The sequence below is a fragment of the Rhizobium sp. NZLR10 genome, assembly GCF_019685125.1.
GTDB lineage: Bacteria > Pseudomonadota > Alphaproteobacteria > Rhizobiales > Rhizobiaceae > Rhizobium.
This window is the reverse complement of the sequence record NZ_JABDWE010000001.1, coordinates 445,511-462,130: the sequence shown is the minus strand read 5'-3', so window position 1 is coordinate 462,130 and position 16,620 is coordinate 445,511. Positions and strand designations below refer to the sequence as shown.

General features: G+C 60.1%; 15 protein-coding genes. 9 read left to right on the top strand and 6 right to left on the bottom strand.

The annotated features are described in order from the left end of the window. Positions 1-51: 51 nt before the first annotated feature. The 4 genes from HJB82_RS02145 to HJB82_RS02130 all read left to right on the top strand — a co-directional run bounded on the left by HJB82_RS02145 (position 52) and on the right by HJB82_RS02130 (position 4,243). Positions 52-1,380 (top strand): ABC transporter substrate-binding protein, encoded by a 1,329-nt coding sequence (locus HJB82_RS02145; RefSeq protein ID WP_221131437.1) that lies wholly within the window; start codon positions 52-54, stop codon positions 1,378-1,380. Next, positions 1,380-2,321, top strand: coding sequence for a carbohydrate ABC transporter permease (locus HJB82_RS02140; RefSeq protein ID WP_207584780.1), 942 nt, complete (start codon positions 1,380-1,382; stop codon positions 2,319-2,321). Before HJB82_RS02145 ends, HJB82_RS02140 begins: the two co-directional genes overlap by 1 nt. Beyond that, positions 2,321-3,136 carry a carbohydrate ABC transporter permease gene (locus tag HJB82_RS02135; protein ID WP_221115034.1) on the top strand — a complete coding sequence of 272 codons (816 nt, stop codon included), beginning with the start codon at positions 2,321-2,323 and terminating at the stop codon, positions 3,134-3,136. Before HJB82_RS02140 ends, HJB82_RS02135 begins: the two co-directional genes overlap by 1 nt. 120 nt (positions 3,137-3,256) lie before the next feature. Next, the gene (locus HJB82_RS02130) at positions 3,257-4,243 is read left to right on the top strand and encodes a sugar kinase (protein WP_221115170.1); all 987 of its coding nucleotides are present in this window, start codon (positions 3,257-3,259) and stop codon (positions 4,241-4,243) included. 36 nt (positions 4,244-4,279) lie between these two features. Here the strand turns inward: HJB82_RS02130 and HJB82_RS02125 are convergent, their stop codons facing one another. The 3 genes from HJB82_RS02125 to HJB82_RS02115 form a co-directional block, all read right to left on the bottom strand. After that, entirely contained in the window at positions 4,280-5,125 is an 846-nt protein-coding gene (locus HJB82_RS02125) for a carbohydrate ABC transporter permease (protein WP_207584782.1), read from the bottom strand. 5 nt (positions 5,126-5,130) lie between these two features. After that, positions 5,131-6,069: a carbohydrate ABC transporter permease gene (locus HJB82_RS02120; RefSeq protein WP_207584783.1), complete on the bottom strand. Its 939-nt coding sequence runs from the start codon at positions 6,067-6,069 to the stop codon at positions 5,131-5,133. Positions 6,070-6,222: 153 nt separating this feature from the next. Beyond that, on the bottom strand, positions 6,223-7,470 hold the full coding sequence (locus HJB82_RS02115; RefSeq protein ID WP_207584784.1) for a sugar ABC transporter substrate-binding protein: 1,248 nt from the start codon (positions 7,468-7,470) through the stop codon (positions 6,223-6,225). Between the two features lie 526 nt (positions 7,471-7,996). Here HJB82_RS02115 and HJB82_RS02110 point away from each other — a divergent pair. Continuing rightward, complete coding sequence (locus tag HJB82_RS02110; RefSeq protein ID WP_221139494.1) at positions 7,997-9,031, top strand: LacI family DNA-binding transcriptional regulator; 1,035 nt, start codon at positions 7,997-7,999, stop codon at positions 9,029-9,031. 18 nt (positions 9,032-9,049) lie between these two features. On the opposite strand, the gene HJB82_RS02105 is transcribed toward HJB82_RS02110, so the two are convergent. After that, complete coding sequence (locus HJB82_RS02105) at positions 9,050-9,985, bottom strand: alpha/beta hydrolase (RefSeq protein ID WP_221139493.1); 936 nt, start codon at positions 9,983-9,985, stop codon at positions 9,050-9,052. Then, a complete protein-coding gene (locus HJB82_RS02100) occupies positions 9,982-11,130 on the bottom strand; it encodes a Gfo/Idh/MocA family protein (protein ID WP_221139492.1) in 1,149 nt (382 codons plus the stop codon). Before HJB82_RS02100 ends, HJB82_RS02105 begins: the two co-directional genes overlap by 4 nt. A 282-nt stretch (positions 11,131-11,412) precedes the next feature. On the opposite strand from HJB82_RS02100, the gene HJB82_RS02095 reads away from it, so the two are divergent. Further along, positions 11,413-12,231, top strand: a complete 819-nt coding sequence (locus HJB82_RS02095) for a sugar phosphate isomerase/epimerase (RefSeq protein WP_221139491.1) — start codon at positions 11,413-11,415, stop codon at positions 12,229-12,231. A gap of 93 nt (positions 12,232-12,324) precedes the next feature. Here HJB82_RS02095 and HJB82_RS02090 read toward each other — a convergent pair whose 3' ends face one another. Continuing rightward, the gene (locus HJB82_RS02090; RefSeq protein ID WP_221131432.1) at positions 12,325-13,086 is read right to left on the bottom strand and encodes a DeoR/GlpR family DNA-binding transcription regulator; all 762 of its coding nucleotides are present in this window, start codon (positions 13,084-13,086) and stop codon (positions 12,325-12,327) included. Between the two features lie 264 nt (positions 13,087-13,350). Here HJB82_RS02090 and HJB82_RS02085 point away from each other — a divergent pair, with 264 nt between their 5' ends. From HJB82_RS02085 to HJB82_RS02075, 3 genes are all read left to right on the top strand, one after another. After that, a complete protein-coding gene (locus HJB82_RS02085; RefSeq protein WP_221131431.1) occupies positions 13,351-14,151 on the top strand; it encodes a class I fructose-bisphosphate aldolase in 801 nt (266 codons plus the stop codon). Positions 14,152-14,154: 3 nt separating this feature from the next. Continuing rightward, on the top strand, positions 14,155-15,096 hold the full coding sequence (locus tag HJB82_RS02080; RefSeq protein ID WP_221139490.1) for a PfkB family carbohydrate kinase: 942 nt from the start codon (positions 14,155-14,157) through the stop codon (positions 15,094-15,096). Positions 15,097-15,423: 327 nt separating this feature from the next. Next, positions 15,424-16,572: an ABC transporter ATP-binding protein gene (locus HJB82_RS02075; protein WP_221139489.1), complete on the top strand. Its 1,149-nt coding sequence runs from the start codon at positions 15,424-15,426 to the stop codon at positions 16,570-16,572. Positions 16,573-16,620 lie beyond the last annotated feature (48 nt).

Genomic DNA, 16,620 nt, shown 5'->3' with positions numbered 1-16,620 from the left:
AAATAAGCAGCCGGGGGTGAGGAGATCGCCGGCAAGAGGAGGAGCAATCAAATGTCATCGTTTTTGAATCCGACGAGGCGCGGCTTTCTGGCGGGGACCGCCGCTTTTGGAGCCAGCAGCATGCTCGGCATGCGGTCGGCATCCGCTGCCGTTGATTGGAAGCGCTTTGCCGGGACGACACTCGAAGTCAACCTGGTCAAGAGCCCGCGCAGCGAGACGCTCGTCAAATACCTGTCCGAGTTCGAGGAACTCACCGGCATCAAGGTCAATGCCGAAGCGACGCCCGAACAACAGCAGCGCCAGAAGACGACCATCGAGCTCAGCTCGGGCAAGCCGAGCTTCGACGTCGTCCACATGAGCTACCATGTGCAGAAGCGGCAATTTGAAAAGGGCGGCTGGCTTGCCGATATCAGCGGCTTTCTCAAGGATTCGTCCCTGACCGATCCGTCGCTCACGGAAAGCGATTTCGCCGAAGCCGGCCTGACCTTCGCCAAGGATTCTGGCGGCGTTCTGCGCTCGCTTCCGTTCTCTGTCGATTACTGGATCATCTACTGGAACAAGGCGCTGTTCGAGAAGAAGGGGCTGTCTTATCCCACGACGTTCGAAGAACTGGTAAGTGCGGCCGAAGCACTCACCGATCCGTCGACCAATACCTACGGCTTCGTCGCCCGCGGCCTGAAGAACGCCAATACGCCGGTCTGGACGTCGCTGCTGCTCGGCTATGGTTCGAGCCCGCTCGGCCCCGATGGCAAGCTGCGCACGACATCGCCAGAAGCGATCGACGCAGCCAAGCTTTACCAGAAACTAATGACCAAGACCGCCCCTCCCGGCGTCTCCGGCTTCAACTGGGCCGAGGCGCAGTCGGCCTTCCTGCAGGGCAAGATCGGCATGTGGCTGGACGGCGTCGGTTTTGCTCCGCCGATCGAGAATCCGGAAAAGTCGCGTGTCGTCGGCCAGGTCGGTTACGGTGTGATGCCGAAAGGCCCGAAAGCACAGGCCGCAGGCACATTCGGCGACGGCCTTGGTGTCGTTGCGGCAAGCAAGAACAAGGAAGCAGCCTACCTCTTCTGCCAATGGGCGATTTCCCACGACATGGGCGCACGCCTGCTGCAGGCCGGTGCCGGCGTTCCTTTCCGCCAGTCGATCCTTGCGGATGCCAAGGTTCGCGAAGGTGTCAAGATGCCGGCCGCATGGCTTGATGCGGTTGCGGGTTCCGGCAAGATCTCGCAGCTCGCGCTGCCGGTGATCATTCCGGTCACCGAGTTCCGCGACATCTATGGCGTCGGTCTTACCAACATGATCGGCGGCGGCGATCCAGAGACCGAACTCAAGGCCGCGACGGCACAGTTCGAACCCGTCCTGGCGAAGAGCGAGGGATAATGGCCTCGGCAAGCATCGAAACGGCCGCAGCGGCCAAGGCCGCCTCGAAGGGAAGGAGCAACGCTGGTCGCGTTGCTCCCAACTACTGGCCCTTCGTCATTCCGGCGCTGATCGTCATTGCGGCCGTCATCGTTTTTCCATGGGTGTTTACCCTTTGGATGAGCGTCAACAGCTGGACGCTTGGCCAGTCCCAGGTCTTTGCAGGACTGGACAATTACGCCCGCCTGGCCGTGGACATGCGCTTCTGGGAGTCGCTCTGGCATACGGTGCTCTACACGACGCTCTCGGTGGTGGCGCCGCTCTTTCTAGGGACGCTCGCCGCGTTGATTTTCGATACGCAATTTCCGCTCCGCGGTCTTCTGCGCGGTATATTCGTGATGCCGATGATGGCGACGCCCGTCGCCATCGCTCTCGTCTGGACCATGATGTTCCACCCGCAGCTCGGCGTCCTCAATTATCTTCTATCCTTGATCGGCATCGGCCCTCAGGAGTGGATCTATAATCAGACCAGCGTCATCCCTTCGTTGGTGCTGGTCGAGACATGGCAATGGACGCCGCTTATCATGCTGATCGTGCTCGGCGGTCTGGCGGCGGTTCCGCGCGAGCCCTATGAAAGCGCCGAAATCGACGGAGCCAATGTCTGGCAGAAATTCCGCTATCTAACCCTGCCGATGATCGCGCCTTTCCTGATGATTGCGGTGATCATCCGCAGCATCGATGCGGTGAAAAGTTTCGATATCATCTATGCCATGACCCAGGGCGGGCCGGGCACGGCGTCGGAAACGATCAATATCTATCTCTACAACACAGCTTTCGCCTATTACGACATCGGCTATGGCTCGGCCATGGCAGTTGTCTTCTTCATCCTCATCGTCCTGCTGTCCTTCGTCCTTTTGATGCTCCGGCAGCGTGCGAACTGGTCTGACGGGGAGGCACGCTGATGAAGCGCAGAACGCTCGATCGTATCGGACTGCTGTTTGTTGCCCTTGTGATGATATCGCCGGTCGTCCTGTTCTTCCTCTGGATGATCTCGCTGTCGCTGAAATATGAAATCGACAGCGGTGCCTATCCGCCGATCTTCATTCCTGAGCGTTTCGCTTGGTCGAACTATCTGAAGGTCTTCGAGGAGAACAACTTCTTCCTGTATCTGTGGAATTCGGTGGTGGTGACAGGTGCCGCCACGCTTCTGGCACTGCTGATCGGCGTGCCGGCCGGATATGGCATCGCGCGCCTGAAGGCCGAGAAGTCGGCGATGGTCATCATGATCGCGCGTATGACGCCCGGCCTTTCCTTCCTGATTCCGCTCTTCCTGCTCTTCCAATGGCTGAACCTGCTCGGCACGCTCCTGCCGCAGATCATCATCCATCTCGTCGTCACAGTGCCGATCGTCGTATGGATCATGATCGGTTATTTCGAGACGACGCCGATGGAACTGGAAGAGGCCGCCAGCATCGATGGCGCCACACCCTGGCAGATTTTCCGCTTGGTCGCTTTGCCGATCGCCAAACCCGGCATTGTCGTCGCCTTCATCCTGTCGGTCATCTTCTCCTGGAACAACTTCGTCTTCGGTATCGTGCTCGCCAGTCGCGAGACCCGCACGCTGCCGGTCGCGGTCTACAACATGCTTTCGTTCGAACAGGTCAGTTGGGGGCCGCTTGCGGCGGCGGCGCTGATCGTCACTTTGCCCGTGCTGATATTGACGGTGTTTGCGCAACGACAGATCGTGGCTGGGCTGACGGCCGGAGCCGTCAAGTGAGCCGGTGAGACGACGGTTTTGGCGACTTCTTCTGCTTTCGCCTGCCTGCTTGACCAGGATGATTTTAGGCCGGTCGGCCTAGAATCTGAATCCTATTCTAAATTAAAGAGTTAGAGCATGATGTCGTCCGAAAACCGCTCGCACTTTTCGGCATCACGCTCGGGTCCGGCGCGCAGCGTTTTATGTGTCGGCGCTGCGGTGCTCGACACGCTGTTTCGTGTGCGCTCGTTGCCGACCGGCCAGGGCAAAATTCTCCCCTACGATATGCTGCAGATCGCCGAGGGTATGGCGTCGAGCGCGGCCTTTGCGGTCGCCCGGCTGGGTGGCAATGCCAACCTCTGGGGTGCGGTTGGCGATGATGCCACCGGCGAACGCATCATTGCGGAGCTCAGCGATAGCGGAGTAGATACGAGCGGTATGGTTCGTGTGGTAGGCGCCCGCTCGGCGGTCTCGACGATCCTTGTCGATGATCAGGGCGAGCGGCTGATTGTGCCCTTCTACGATGCCGGGCTGCACGAGACGGTCAAACCGGTGACAAAACACGACGTGTCTGCTTTCGATGCTGTGCTCGTCGACGTCCGCTGGCCGAAGCTTGCGCTGCGGACGCTGTTCGCAGCCAGAGAGGCCGGCAGGCCAGCCATTCTCGATGGCGACGTTGCGGGCGATGGCGTAATCGAGATGCTTGCACCGGCGGCCAGTCACATCGTGTTTTCACAGCCGGCCGCCGAGCGCCTTACCGGAACTGCGGAGACGGCGAAGGCCGTTGGCCTCCTGAAGCGAAAGTTCGAGCAGGCCTTCATCAGCGTCACATCAGGGGAAAACGGCTCCTTCTGGTTCGATGACCAAACCGGCGAGATTTTCCATCTGGCGGCTCCGAAGGTGAGGGCCGTCGATACGCTCGCAGCAGGCGATATCTTCCATGGCGCTTTCGCTCTGGCGATCGCAGAAGGCGTGCCGATCGCCGAGACGATGCGCTTGTCGTCGATGGCGGCGGCGCTGAAATGCCAGGTGTTCGGCGGACGCATCGGTGCACCAACCAGAGCCGAGGTCTGCGATGCCCTCCGCGGTTGGGGCGTCGAGCGGCAATCGTGCGGGCAGGTAGATTAAAAAAGCGATCCGCCCGCGGTATGAGTTTGCGCTCCCTCAGCTTTTGACCGAACCGGCGGTCATGCCCGCCAGGAAGTAGCGTTGAGCAACCAGGTAAAGCACCAGGAGGGGAAGGGAGCCGAGCACGCTCATTGCCATCATTTCATTCCATTCGAAAGCATGCTGGCCCATCAGCAGCTGGATGCCGATCGGAACGGTTCTGAGATTCATCGATTTTGTCAGCGTCAGTGCGAAGAGGAATTCATTCCACGCCAGCAGAAAAGTGTAGACCGCCGTAGCAACAATCCCGGGGATGGAGACGGGCACGATGACGCGCCAAAGTGCCGTCCAGCTCGAACCGCCATCGACGAGAACGGCCTCGTCCAGCTCTTTCGGTAAGGTGTTGAGATAGCCCGTCATCAGCAGGACTGCGTAAGGCAGTGTAAAGACCATATAGGTGAGGATCAGTGCCAGATATGTGTCGAAGATCCTGAAGGCGACTACCATTCCGAAATAGGGGATCAGAAGGGTGATGGGCGGAACGGTCTGCGTGCTGATGATGAAGATGTTCAAGGTATTCTTGAAGCGGAAGGAATAGCGGCTGAAGCCGTAAGCAGTCAGGATAGCGATGACGAGGGTGAGGCAGGTGACGACGCCGGCGACGAAGTAGCTGTTGATGAAGAACCGCACCTTTACCGGATCGTTGAAGATCGTCAGATAGGCGGCCAGGGTAAAATCCTTCGGCAAAAGCCGCGGCGGAAGAGCGAAGATTTCGGTATTCGATTTCAGTGAACTGAAAAACATCCAGACGATCGGGAAGGTCGAAAAGACCAGGCCGATCGCCAGTCCGAGATAGGTCAGGATGGTCGGCAGTGCCGAGTTCTTGAAGGAACGCTTTGCCATGACGGTCACCTTCGCTGCTGGTGTTTGATGTAGAAGTAGGTGACGCTCATCGAAATGATGAGGATGATCATTGCACTCGCCGAAGCCAGCGAAAATTCATATTGGGAGAAGGCGAGCTTGTAGGTGAAGGTGGATAGCACTTCCGTCGAATAGATCGGACCGCCGCCCGTCGTCATCCAGACGAGCGGAAAAACCTGCATCGTCCAGATAAAATCGAGAAGCGCGATGCTGATGATGATCGGCATCAGTTGCGGGATGGTGATGTACCAGAATTTTTCTAGTTCGTTGGCACCATCGATCCCGGCTGCCTCGTAAAGCTCCTTCGAAATGCCTTGGAGACCGGCAAGCAGGCTGACCATATAAAGCGGATAACCCGCCCAGATGTTTGCAAAGGTCAAGGCGTGAATGGCGGTGCGGGTCGAGGAAAACCACTCGACCTTGAAATTGATGATGTGGAGCGCCATCAGCACGCTGTTGACGACGCCGTTCGGATCGAGCAGCAAACGCCAGATGATGGCGATGATCACGGCGGTGAACAGCCAGGGCAGGATGAAGAGCACACGCAGGACGCTCCGAATAAGCGGATCGACGCGGTTGGTGTTCAACAGCAGCGCGAAAGCCAAGCCGATGATGAAGTGGAAGACGACGCTCATGATCGTGAAATACATCGTCTGGGCGACCGACTGCCAGAACACCGGATTTTCGAAGATGGTCAGGTAATTCTGGACCCCTGCGAACGCAGCGTCCTTTTTCATGATGGCGCCGTCCATCAATGAATATTTGAAGACCATCACCATGGGGAACAGCATCAGCAGAACCAGCAGCAGGGTGGCCGGCGACACGTAGAAATACGGCACCAGCTTCCTCAAGGTGCTGTAACGAAGTCTTCCTTTCCTTCGCGCTTTGACTTGCGCAGCGACCAGAGCCGGAGCGGAATGATTCATGAGCTGTGACTTCCCATTATGCGAAGATTTGACGACTTTCACCGGCAGCGCCAGGTCGCTCTGCCGGTGATCTCGTGAAAGCGACGTGCTTTAGTCCTTTGTTTTATGCATGTCCTTATCCCGGAACCGCCGCGCACTTCCGGGCGACATGCATTAGAACTTCGCGAGCCAGACCTTCTCGGTATTGGCAGCCGCATCCTTGGCCGACTGGCCGCCGTCGAACATCTTTTGAACTTCGACGTTCATGTCCCGCATCAGCTCTTCGGCTACCGGAAGGCCGACGAATTCGTTGGCAGGATAGCCGCTCTGGAAGATTTTAAAAGCTTCCGCGAAGATCGGGTCCGATGCCACGAAGTCCGGTTTGGCATGGACGTTGCCGGGGAAGGCGTTGGCAATCGAGACCAGACGGCCATTGACGTCGGGGCTCATCAGATATTCCACAAGCTTCCAGGCTTCTTCCTTGTGCTTGCTGCCGTCGCTGATGCCGATGCCCCAGGACGCATAGGGCATGCCGCGTTTGCCGGTGTAGCCGTCGGTTGCGGGCAGGGCCGAGATGCCGAACTTGAGCTTCGGATTGCGCTCGCGGATAAGGTTCACATGTGCGAGGGAATCGACCATCATGCCGACGCGGCCATTGACGAATTCCTCGACCTTGTCCTGTTCCTTCTTGGCGAAAATGCCGGGAGAAATAACGCCTTCCTTGTTGAGGGAAGCAAGATAGTCGAGCGTGCCGACGACGGCGTCATTTTCAAGATCGGGCTTGCCGTCCTTCATCATCGAGGCACCGGAGGCCCAGACCCAGGACATCACGTCATTCTGGATTCCGCTCGGGGACTGCAGCGATAGCGGCAGAACCCAACCATACTGGTTCTTCGAGCCGTCGGTCATCTTCTTGGCGGCTTCGGCGAATTCCGTGCGCGTGGTCGGCAATTTGTCGACGCCAGACGCCTTGGCGATATCCAGGTTGACGAAGACCGGGTAGACGAAGGAAGCCAGCGGGAACATCACGCTCTTGCCATCGACCTTGACGATATCGGTGATCTGGCTCTTGTCGTATTTCGCCTTCTCCATCAGTTCGTCCATGGAGGCGATCGCGCCCTGCTTGGCGAGCCCGTTGACCCAGGCGCCATCCAGGCCGACGACGTCGCTGAGGGTTCCGGAGGCGGCGCCGACGACGATCTGGTCACGCGTCGTGGCATAGGGGCCGCTAACCAGCGTCACCTTGATGCCGGGGTTTGCCGCCTCAAAATCGTTCATGATGCCGCGCAGGGCCCCGGACGGCATTTCCGGTTCCCACCATTGAATAAATTCGATGGTGGTGTCGGCAAATGCCGATGTGGCGCAAAGCGCCCATACAGCCACGGCAGCCCGCATCGTCATGCTGAATTTTCTAATATTCATCTGTGCCTCCCATAGATTTCAGTTAATCGATCCTCCTCAAGACCGTAGACAAAGTAGGTTCCCTGAGGCACCTATCTGTCAACGAAGAACTGCGATCGAGAAAGGATGAGAGACCTGCGTTGGCGGCGAATAACAGGATAAGTAACTGACAAGACAGGATAAAATCTACCGTTGGAATCAATTCTTTTTTCAAGCATTTGTGTTGCTTGTGACTCATTTTTTCTTTACTTTCGTAAACAAATGAAAGTTTGCTCAACAAGACGAAACATGGGAAGTGCGTCATCTTCACTGCGAAATTTTCCGATTTGCGGCCTGAAACAAGCGTTTTTGCAGCCACGAGGCGCAGCCGCCGCAAATCGCAGGTGGAGGGAATATTTCGGTTTTCGAAAGGGAGCCGAGTCTGCAATTCCGGGCGCCAAAAACGCTCTGTACAAATTGCCCCATGCGTGATTTGGCGCGTCAGTGGATTTGCCGTTGATGCGAAATCATTTTGATCCGGCGCCTCGTCCCGCCGATAAGGAACTGAATGGCCAAGAAAAGTTATAAATCGATGGACGATTTCGCGACCGCCTCCGGCGTATCGCGTCCGACGCTGTCGAAATATTTCGATGATCCCTCGCAGATCAAGGAGGTGACCCGCAAGCGTATCGAGGCGGCCCTCAAGAAGTCGAATTTCGAGCCGAACCTTTTCGCGCGGCACCTCAATCGCAAGCGGACCAGAAATATCGGGATCCTGGTCCCGACCATGTCGGATCCCTTTTATGTGCAGGTCGTGTCGCTGATCGAGCTGGAGTTGCGCGAAAAAGGCTTCTGGCCGGTCCAGATCTCTTCGCACACGCGGCCGGAGCTGGAGGCCGAGGCGGTGCGGACATTGCTCTCGCTGAAGGTTGCAGGTGCGATCGTGGCGCCGCTCGGAGCCGGCTTGCGCCGCTCCGCGCTGGAAAGACTGAAGGACGCAATCCCCGTCGTCTGCTTCGACAATCCGGCCAGCGGCGACCTTCCTTATGTCGGCAACGACAACGCACAAAGCATGGCAGCCATCGTGCAATATCTCTGCCGGTCCGGTGAGCCGCCGATATTCCTGGAAATTCCGCATCTGACGGAAAACGCCGGCGAGCGGCAGGCGAGCTACCGCGCGACCATGGCAAGGGAAGGGCATTCACCGCTGGTCATCGATTGTGACGCACCACCGTCCTGGGAGTTCGAGCGTCTCGGATACGAGCAGATGCAGAGAATTCTTGCGCGTGGCGGCCTGCCCGGCAAAACGCTGCTCTGCGCCAACGACCGCTTCGCTTTCGGCGCCATGGCGGCCGCCTTCGCGTCCGGCCTGAAAATCGGCCGCAGCGACGGCTGCGACGTGCGCATCGCCGGGCACGACGACCACCCGCTCAGCCGGTACACCTGTCCGTCGCTGACGACGATGGCCCAGAACGCGCCGGAGATCGCGGCAAAGTCCGTGGAGCTTTTGCTGTCTCATATCGAAAGCGAGGACGAGGGTACGACGCCTTCAACGAACAGGGTGATCCTGGAAGCGACGCTGGTGATGCGCGACTCGGCTTGAGATCGTCGTGGGTCACGCTCAACGCGCCAGCGCAGGGTCCATGGCGCGCCATGCCGTGGCAATGGCTTCGAGAGCCTCCTGCGCCTCCGGAATGGCCCGTCTCTTCGAGACGAAGCCATGGATCTGTCCAGGCCATGTCCGGCTTGTCGCCTGGGCTTCCGAGCTGAGCCGTTCGGCATAGAGCGCCCCTTCGTCGAACAGCACGTCGTGGCCGGCAAGGATCACGATAGCCGGCGCCACACCCGCCAGGGACGCCGCCCGCAGCGGCGAGGCCCGCCAGTCGGACCCGCTTGCAGGGTCCGGCAGATAGTGGTCCCGGAACCATCGCATGGCCGCTGCGGTCAGGCCGAAGCCTTCGGCGTAACGCAAGTAGCTGTCGGTTGCCTGCAACTGGTCGGTCACCGGATAGATCAGCACCTGGCCGATGACGGCCGGCACCTGTCCGTCCCGCGCCAGAAGAGCGATGACGGCGGCGAGATTTCCGCCGGCGCTATCGCCGCCAACGACAATTCGCGCCGGATCGATGCCGAGTGTATCGGCCTGATCCTTCATCCAGATAAGCGTGGCCGCGCAGTCCTCGATCGCTGCTGGAAAGGGATGTTCCGGGGCGAGGCGATAGTCGGGCGAAACCACGACGGCGCCGGCCGTATTGGCAAGGCTCCGGCAGATGTCCTCATGGGTTTCCGGGGCGCCGATGACAAAGCCGCCGCCATGGATATAAAGCAAGGCGGGAGCCCGCTGGCGCGGCGCGGCCCGGCCGCGCCATATCTTCAAGCGGGTTGCGCCGGCATGTCTTTCCAGGATCTCCGTGACATCCTCGAGCGGCCACTGGATATCTGCGAAACCATCCAGATATTGTTGCCGCGCCAGCGCCGGCGTACAGCTTTCCACCGGCTCCTGGGGATCACCAGGCCAGGCCAGTGCGCGTCGTGCGGATTCATCCAGTTGCGTCATGCGAGAAGGCTCCTTGCTTCGTCTTCCCGCAATTCCCCTGGTTGGTCAACGGTCGTTGGAATGGTCTGCGCGACACCGGTTTCACCTGCCCGGAGGATTGCTTCCATAACGTCGAGCACATGCAGAGCGAGATCGCCCGAAGCGCGCGGCTTACGGCCCTCGATGATGGCGCGGGCGAGATCGGCAAGGCCAAGCATGCGATAGTTGGCGCGGTCCGGCGCTGCGACCGGCCAGTTGACGGCACCGAAGAGTGCGCCTGATGTATCGGTTTCCTGCCAGGGCGCGCCACGGCTGGAGAACGCGACGCGGCCGCCGAAATTGTCCGGATCGGGCAGGCGCAGCGAGCCCTCGGTGCCGTGCAGCTCGATGGGGTGGTTGGAATGGCGGAAGACGTCCCAGGAGGTGCCGAAGGTGACCGTGGCGCCGCAATCGAATTCCAGCAGCGACAGCACGCTGGTCGGCGTGCCCACCTTGAACGTGGTGCCCTGTTTCGGCCCTTCGGCGGTAATGAGCCGCTCTTCCTGCCCGCTTGTGGCGACGGCCTGCACACGGCGGATCGGCCCCATGAGATTGACCATCATCGTCAGGTAATAGGGGCCCATGTCCATCACCGGGCCTGCGCCGGCCTGGTAGTAGAAGCTGGGATCGGGATGCCAATGCTCCATGCCGCGGCCCATCATGAAGGCTGTTCCCGTGACCGGCCTGCCGATGGCCCCGGCTTCCATCTGCCGTCGGGCATGGCGTCCGGCCGCGCCCAGGAACGTGTCCGGCGCCGAACCGAGCATGAGGCTCTTTTCGGCGGCCGCATCGACCAACAGGCGTCCTTCCGCGGCCGTGACGCCCAGCGGCTTCTCGGTGAAGACATGTTTGCCCGCCGACAGCGCCCGCATCGAGACGTCGAAATGCGCAGCCGGGATCGTCAGGTTGAGGATGAGGTCGATGTTCTTGTCGTCAATGAGGGCGTCGACGTCGGCTGCCCGCAGGTTGAATTCGGCTGCGCGGCGCTTGGCGGCGTCGGCGTTGATATCCGCACAGGCGGTGATTTCGACGCCGCCAAACAGCGGCGCGTTGCGCATATAGGCGAGCGAAATGCTGCCGCATCCGACAACGCCGATCCTGAGTTTCATATCATTGGTCTGCGCCATGGAAGAACCTGACCTTGCCGTTTTTGATCGGAGAGCTGCGGATGCACGTTGAATTCGCGAGGAATAAATTATGTTGACGCACGCTAACATTTTACCCTACGAAATGACAAGACGTTGTGAGGCGTAGCAATTCCCCGAGGGAAAACCCCTTCGCTCGGGATATCGATCCCTTCTTGAAGACGGCTTTTCGATAATGCCGGGTACCAGGTGTCCCGATGTCGCCTGCGCCGAGACTCCGGCTTCGATATCGGCTGTCACCAACGAACAGGTCAGGACCAAGCCATGAACAATGCCGCGCTGAAGATCGGCTGCCAGACATTCACCTGGGAAATGCTGGGCAAAGGGTGGAGCGGTGGGCCGGATGATCTGGTGCGCGCCATCGCCGATGGCGGATATGCCGGTCTTGAGATCACCGACACGATGATCGGTCGCTATGCGCTTGATCCAGCCGGCTTTTCCCGGGTTCTCGCGGATGCCGATTTGACGCTGGTTTCCTTTGCCTTCGGCTCGGGCAGCGGCTTCACGGTGGCGGAAAAGATCGCCTCCGATCTGGAGGCGGCGCGGCGATGGGTGGATTTCGTGGCGAACTTTCCAGGTGCGATGGTGTCGATGGGCTCGGCCACCGTCGTCTCGGATGGTCCGCGCGATGAGAAGTTCGCCATTGCGGCGGAGTGCTATAATCGGGCGACCGAGATTGGACAGTCGGCTGGCGTCACCGTCGCCGTCCATCCTTCCTCGCACCACAACACGCTGCTCTTCACCCGGAACGACTACGACCGGCTGTTTGCTCTCCTGGATCCGCGCGTGGGTTGGGTGCCGGATACCGGCCATATCCTGCGCGGCGGCCAAGAGATCGACGATACGCTGGCGGCTCACCGGGACCGTATTCGCTACGTGCATCTGAAGGATGTCGACGCCGGCGGGGTCTGGGCGATGCTGGGCGAAGGCGTCTGCGACGTGCCCGGCGTGATTTCGGCGGTTCGGGCCGCACCTGAATTTATCGGCTGGATCGTGGTGGAGGAAGAATCGGACTATGCCGGAACCGATCCTGCCGCGGCCGTTCGCGTGAACCGCGAGGTGCTTCGACGGCTGGGGTTTTAGCCGACCTCGTTCCCCCCGGCATCGGTCAAAGCCCTTGACGTGCGCCAAAAACCTCTCCTGGCTCTGTTCCGATGTGGAGAAGTCGGCTGCAGGTCACGCGTAGCGAACCTCTACGCCAAGCTTGTCCAGCCGGTGACGAATGCCGTGCGGCATGTTGCTGTCGGTGATGATCAGATCGACGCGCGACAGCGAGAAGGCTTTGGAGGAGGCGCCGATATCAAATTTGCTCGAATCCGCCACGAGCACGACACGCCGGGCCATGCGAACCAGATTGCGTTTGGTCCGTGCAATGTCTTCTGACACATCGACGACGTCGAAGGCTTGATCAATCGCGTGGGCGCTGACAAAGACCTGGTGGGCGACGAGGCCGCCGACCGCCTTGTCGGAATCCGATACGATCGTGCTGACGGTGCTCGGAAACACCCGGCCGCCGATCATGTGCACGTCGAGGCCCGGCCGGTACATCAGATGCTGGGCGATGTTCATCGCCGTCGTCGCGACCACGACGTTGTTGACCGGCGGCATCTGCATGGCGACCTGGAGCAGCGTCGAGCCGCTGTCGAAGACGATGGACTGATTGTCGATGATCTGCCGCGCGGCCATCTGGGCAATGCGCCGTTTTGCATCGAAATTGCGCTGCATGCGCTCCTCGAAGGCTGCGGCCGGCGAGTCGGACGGCAGGGCGATTGCCCCGCCGTGCGTTTTGATCAACTGTTTCTTCGCGTCCATGATTTCGAGGTCGGAGCGGATCGTGACTTCCGAGACCTCGAAGAATTCCGCGAGCTGGCGGGTGCGCGCCTGGCCGACCCGTTGAAGTTCCAGCATGATCTGCTGCCGCCTCTGTTCTGCAAGCATGTGCGATCCCGACTGCCGCGCGCCTCGTTGCGATAAGGCGACTTTTGAAAAACGAAAGACGGCCGTGCGGTCGTACGGCCTGTGCTGCAGAAATAGCCTCTGACAGCAAAAAATGCACGTCAAAAATTCTCTTTCCGCGTGAAAACGAAAGAATTCGAAATATTGAACATTTGTTTGTTTTCGAGTTAGGATTTTCTCAGCAACGGCGCCAGAAATCGAAACGCCAGAAATCGCAACGCCAGAAATAGCAAAGGAAGCCTCGCCATGGGTCTCGGAACCAAAATCCGCCTCGCACGCCTGTTCTCGAATCCATCGGGTCATTTGTTTGGAGGCGCGGTCGATCATTTTGTCGGTTATGGCAATGTCCGGGAGGGCGGGCTTGCCGATCTGCCAGGCGCGCTCAAACGCGTCATGGCGGGAGGCCCCGACTATGTCAGCATCCAGCCCGGTGCGGCCCGCCACCTCTGGTCGGATTATGCCGGAAAGGCAGCCCTCGTCATCCAGGGCGGCTGCTTCACGGCCGACGACCGGATTCGCCAGCTCATCGCGACCCCGGAAGACGCGGTGCGCTATGGTGCGGATGCTCTGGCTGTCGCCATTCCGGTGCGCGGCGCCACCGAAGGAGAGTACATCCGCTGGCTCACCGATACGGTCAACGCCGCCGCCCGCTTCGAGATGCCGGTCGTCGCCCACGTCTATCCCCGTGATTTCTCCGACGGCGGCAAGATCGTGTTCACCCCGGATGAGATTGCCTATGCGGTGCGCATCGGCTTCGAGGCCGGCGTCGACGTGATCAAGGTCGGCTACACCGGCGATTTCGACTCGTTCCGGGAGACCGTTGCCACCTGCCCCATTCCGGTGGTGATCGCCGGCGGCCCGAAGACCGATACGCTGCTTGGCGCGCTCGTCCAGACCTCGGAAGCCTTGCGCGCCGGCGCCAAAGGCGCGGTCGTCGGCCGCAATCTTTGGGGTCACGGCGATACGACCATGGCCGCGCGCGCCTTCAAGTTCGTCATTCATCAGGGGATGGCGCCAGAGGAGGCGCTGGCGGCTGCCGGTGCTTGAGAGGTGTCGCGCCCGCTCCAGGTTCTGGGCTTCGGCGCCCTTGCCATCGATGACATCATCTATGTCGATCGCGGGCTTTCGGCCGGCAAGGGGAAGGTGACGAAGCGTGCCACGGACCACGGCGGCAATGTGGCGACGGCCCTTGTTGCCGTCGCCCGGCTTGGCGGGCGCGCTGGTTTCATCGGCTGGCTCGGCGACGAGCCTGCGACCGATCCGGCCGGTGCCGAACTCGAGCGTGAGGGCGTCGACATATCCCTGGCGCCCCGCCATGCCGCTGCCGCGCCGATCCGCTCCGTGATCACCGTCGGTCCTGACGGCGACCGGTTCATAGCCTATGACGACGATGTGCTGCACGGCACATCCGATGCGCTGCCCGATGACGTTTTGATGCAGGCCCCAGTCCTGCTGATCGATGGATATGCCACGCATTCGGAAAGCGTCGTGGCGCGGGCGCGCGCGCTCGGCCTTGCCGTGATAGCCGATATCGAATGGACGGTCGGTGCCGCGACGGACCGGATCCTAGCCTTCGCCGACCATCTGGTGCTGCCGCTCGCTTTCGCAAGGGAGTATACCGGCGCAGGCGATCCGGCGGCCATCCTGGAGAAGCTTTGGTCAACGGATCGGTCCGCTGTCGTGCTGACAGATGGTGAACGAGGGACCTGCCTCCGCCAGAAAGGCGATCCCACCCGGTGGTATTTGCCGGCCTATCAGGTTCAGGCGGTCGACACGACCGGCGCCGGCGATTGTTTTCACGGGGCCTACGCTCTTGCTCTTGCCGAAGGGAAAGCCCCGCTTGATTGCGTAGCCCATGCCACGGCGGCTGCTGCCATTTCCGTGACCGCACGGGGAGGGCGCAGGGGGCTGCCGGACAATCGCACGTGCCAGGCATGGATGGCAGGGGAGAATGCACCGGCGCCGCGCCCGATTCCGGGATGTCACGATTAGCGTGCAGGTGCTCGCTGTCGGAGTGGTTGGCGGCCCGAGCGGAAACGCACGCTGCTCGTAGGATTTGAAAGATCCTTCAACAGCCGCCGCGCTGGCTATAAAAATTACGCGCGTAAAAAAATATTAGCGCGCAGACAAATCTTGTATTTTTGATTAAATCCGAAATATTTCAAATGGATACGGTGATTTTTCGGCAACGCGTGGCAGAAACCGCTCAATTCTTTGGTTGACTTTGAAGCTCAGGCCTGAGCCTTCTTGTCGAAAGGATCGGAGGTGGCGGCAAGCGCCGGTCGAAGATGTGAGCGGACTGATACGGGAGGATGAGACGTGGCTGTGGTTGTACTGGACAAAATCTGCAAGACCTATGGAAACAGCTACCATGCGATCAAGGATCTGAGCCTGACGATCCATGATGGTGAGTTTCTGATCCTGGTCGGTCCATCCGGATGCGGAAAATCGACGGCGCTCCGCATGATTGCCGGCCTCGAGGAAATCAGCAGCGGAACCTTGAGCATCGGCGGTCAGGACGTCGTCGATCTTGCGCCCAAGGACCGGGACATTGCCATGGTCTTTCAGAGTTATGCGCTTTATCCGCACATGACGGTGTTCGACAACATCGCCTTTTCGATGAAGCTGGCCGGAAAGACCAAGGCCGAGCGCGCCAAGCGCGTGCATGAGATCGCCAAGATCCTGCAGCTGGAAAGCCTGCTGGGGAACAAACCCGCCCAGCTTTCCGGCGGCCAGCGCCAGCGTGTTGCGATGGGACGCGCCATGGTTCGCGAGCCCGCGGCATTCCTGATGGACGAACCGCTCTCGAACCTCGATGCCAAGCTGCGTGTTCAGATGCGCGCTGAGATTGCCAGCCTGCAGCGACAATTGGGCGTGACGACGATCTACGTGACGCACGACCAGACCGAAGCGCTGACCATGGGCGATCGCGTCGCGGTGCTGAAGGGCGGCGTGCTCCAGCAGGTGGATACGCCGAAGGTCCTCTATCACCGCCCGGTCAATGTGTTCGTCGCCGGCTTTATCGGTTCGCCGTCGATGAACCTTTTCGAGGGGCGCCTTGAGGGTGGACGGATCCATCTGCCGGGCTTCTCCATCCCCTTGTCCGACGGCGCCTTCGAGCGGGCTCCCGGTCTTTCCGCCTTCGAGGGAAAGGCCCTGATCTTCGGCGTTCGGCCCGAGGATCTCTATGACAGCCGGTTGCCGTCCGGAGCCTCCCATCCGACGATCCCGGTTGTCGTGAAGTCGATCGAGGAGCTTGGCTCCGAGTTGATCGTGCATTTGAAGATCGACGCGGTCCGGATCGATTCGGGCGACCCCGACGCAGTCGAAGACCTGAGCGGTGCCGCCAACGCCGTCGCCCGCTTCGAGGCTGTCAGTACGGTCGAGACAGGCCAATCGATCAATCTGGCAATCGACCCGGCGAAACTGCACTTTTTCCATCCTCAAACACATATGGCTTTGAACTGACGAGGGAGCCGGGAGGCGCTGATGGCGGTTCGGCTGGCAGAAGACGTC

Excerpts from the sequence above, each read along its gene's own strand:
- HJB82_RS02145 (WP_221131437.1), top strand. The coding sequence starts at position 52 with ATGTCATCGTTTTTGAATCCGACGAGGCGCGGCTTTCTGGCGGGGACC.
- HJB82_RS02140 (WP_207584780.1), top strand. The coding sequence starts at position 1,380 with ATGGCCTCGGCAAGCATCGAAACGGCCGCAGCGGCCAAGGCCGCCTCG.
- HJB82_RS02135 (WP_221115034.1), top strand. The coding sequence starts at position 2,321 with ATGAAGCGCAGAACGCTCGATCGTATCGGACTGCTGTTTGTTGCCCTT.
- HJB82_RS02130 (WP_221115170.1), top strand. The coding sequence starts at position 3,257 with ATGTCGTCCGAAAACCGCTCGCACTTTTCGGCATCACGCTCGGGTCCG.
- HJB82_RS02125 (WP_207584782.1), bottom strand. The coding sequence starts at position 5,125 with ATGGCAAAGCGTTCCTTCAAGAACTCGGCACTGCCGACCATCCTGACC.
- HJB82_RS02120 (WP_207584783.1), bottom strand. The coding sequence starts at position 6,069 with ATGAATCATTCCGCTCCGGCTCTGGTCGCTGCGCAAGTCAAAGCGCGA.
- HJB82_RS02115 (WP_207584784.1), bottom strand. The coding sequence starts at position 7,470 with ATGAATATTAGAAAATTCAGCATGACGATGCGGGCTGCCGTGGCTGTA.
- HJB82_RS02110 (WP_221139494.1), top strand. The coding sequence starts at position 7,997 with ATGGCCAAGAAAAGTTATAAATCGATGGACGATTTCGCGACCGCCTCC.
- HJB82_RS02105 (WP_221139493.1), bottom strand. The coding sequence starts at position 9,985 with ATGACGCAACTGGATGAATCCGCACGACGCGCACTGGCCTGGCCTGGT.
- HJB82_RS02100 (WP_221139492.1), bottom strand. The coding sequence starts at position 11,130 with ATGGCGCAGACCAATGATATGAAACTCAGGATCGGCGTTGTCGGATGC.
- HJB82_RS02095 (WP_221139491.1), top strand. The coding sequence starts at position 11,413 with ATGAACAATGCCGCGCTGAAGATCGGCTGCCAGACATTCACCTGGGAA.
- HJB82_RS02090 (WP_221131432.1), bottom strand. The coding sequence starts at position 13,086 with ATGCTTGCAGAACAGAGGCGGCAGCAGATCATGCTGGAACTTCAACGG.
- HJB82_RS02085 (WP_221131431.1), top strand. The coding sequence starts at position 13,351 with ATGGGTCTCGGAACCAAAATCCGCCTCGCACGCCTGTTCTCGAATCCA.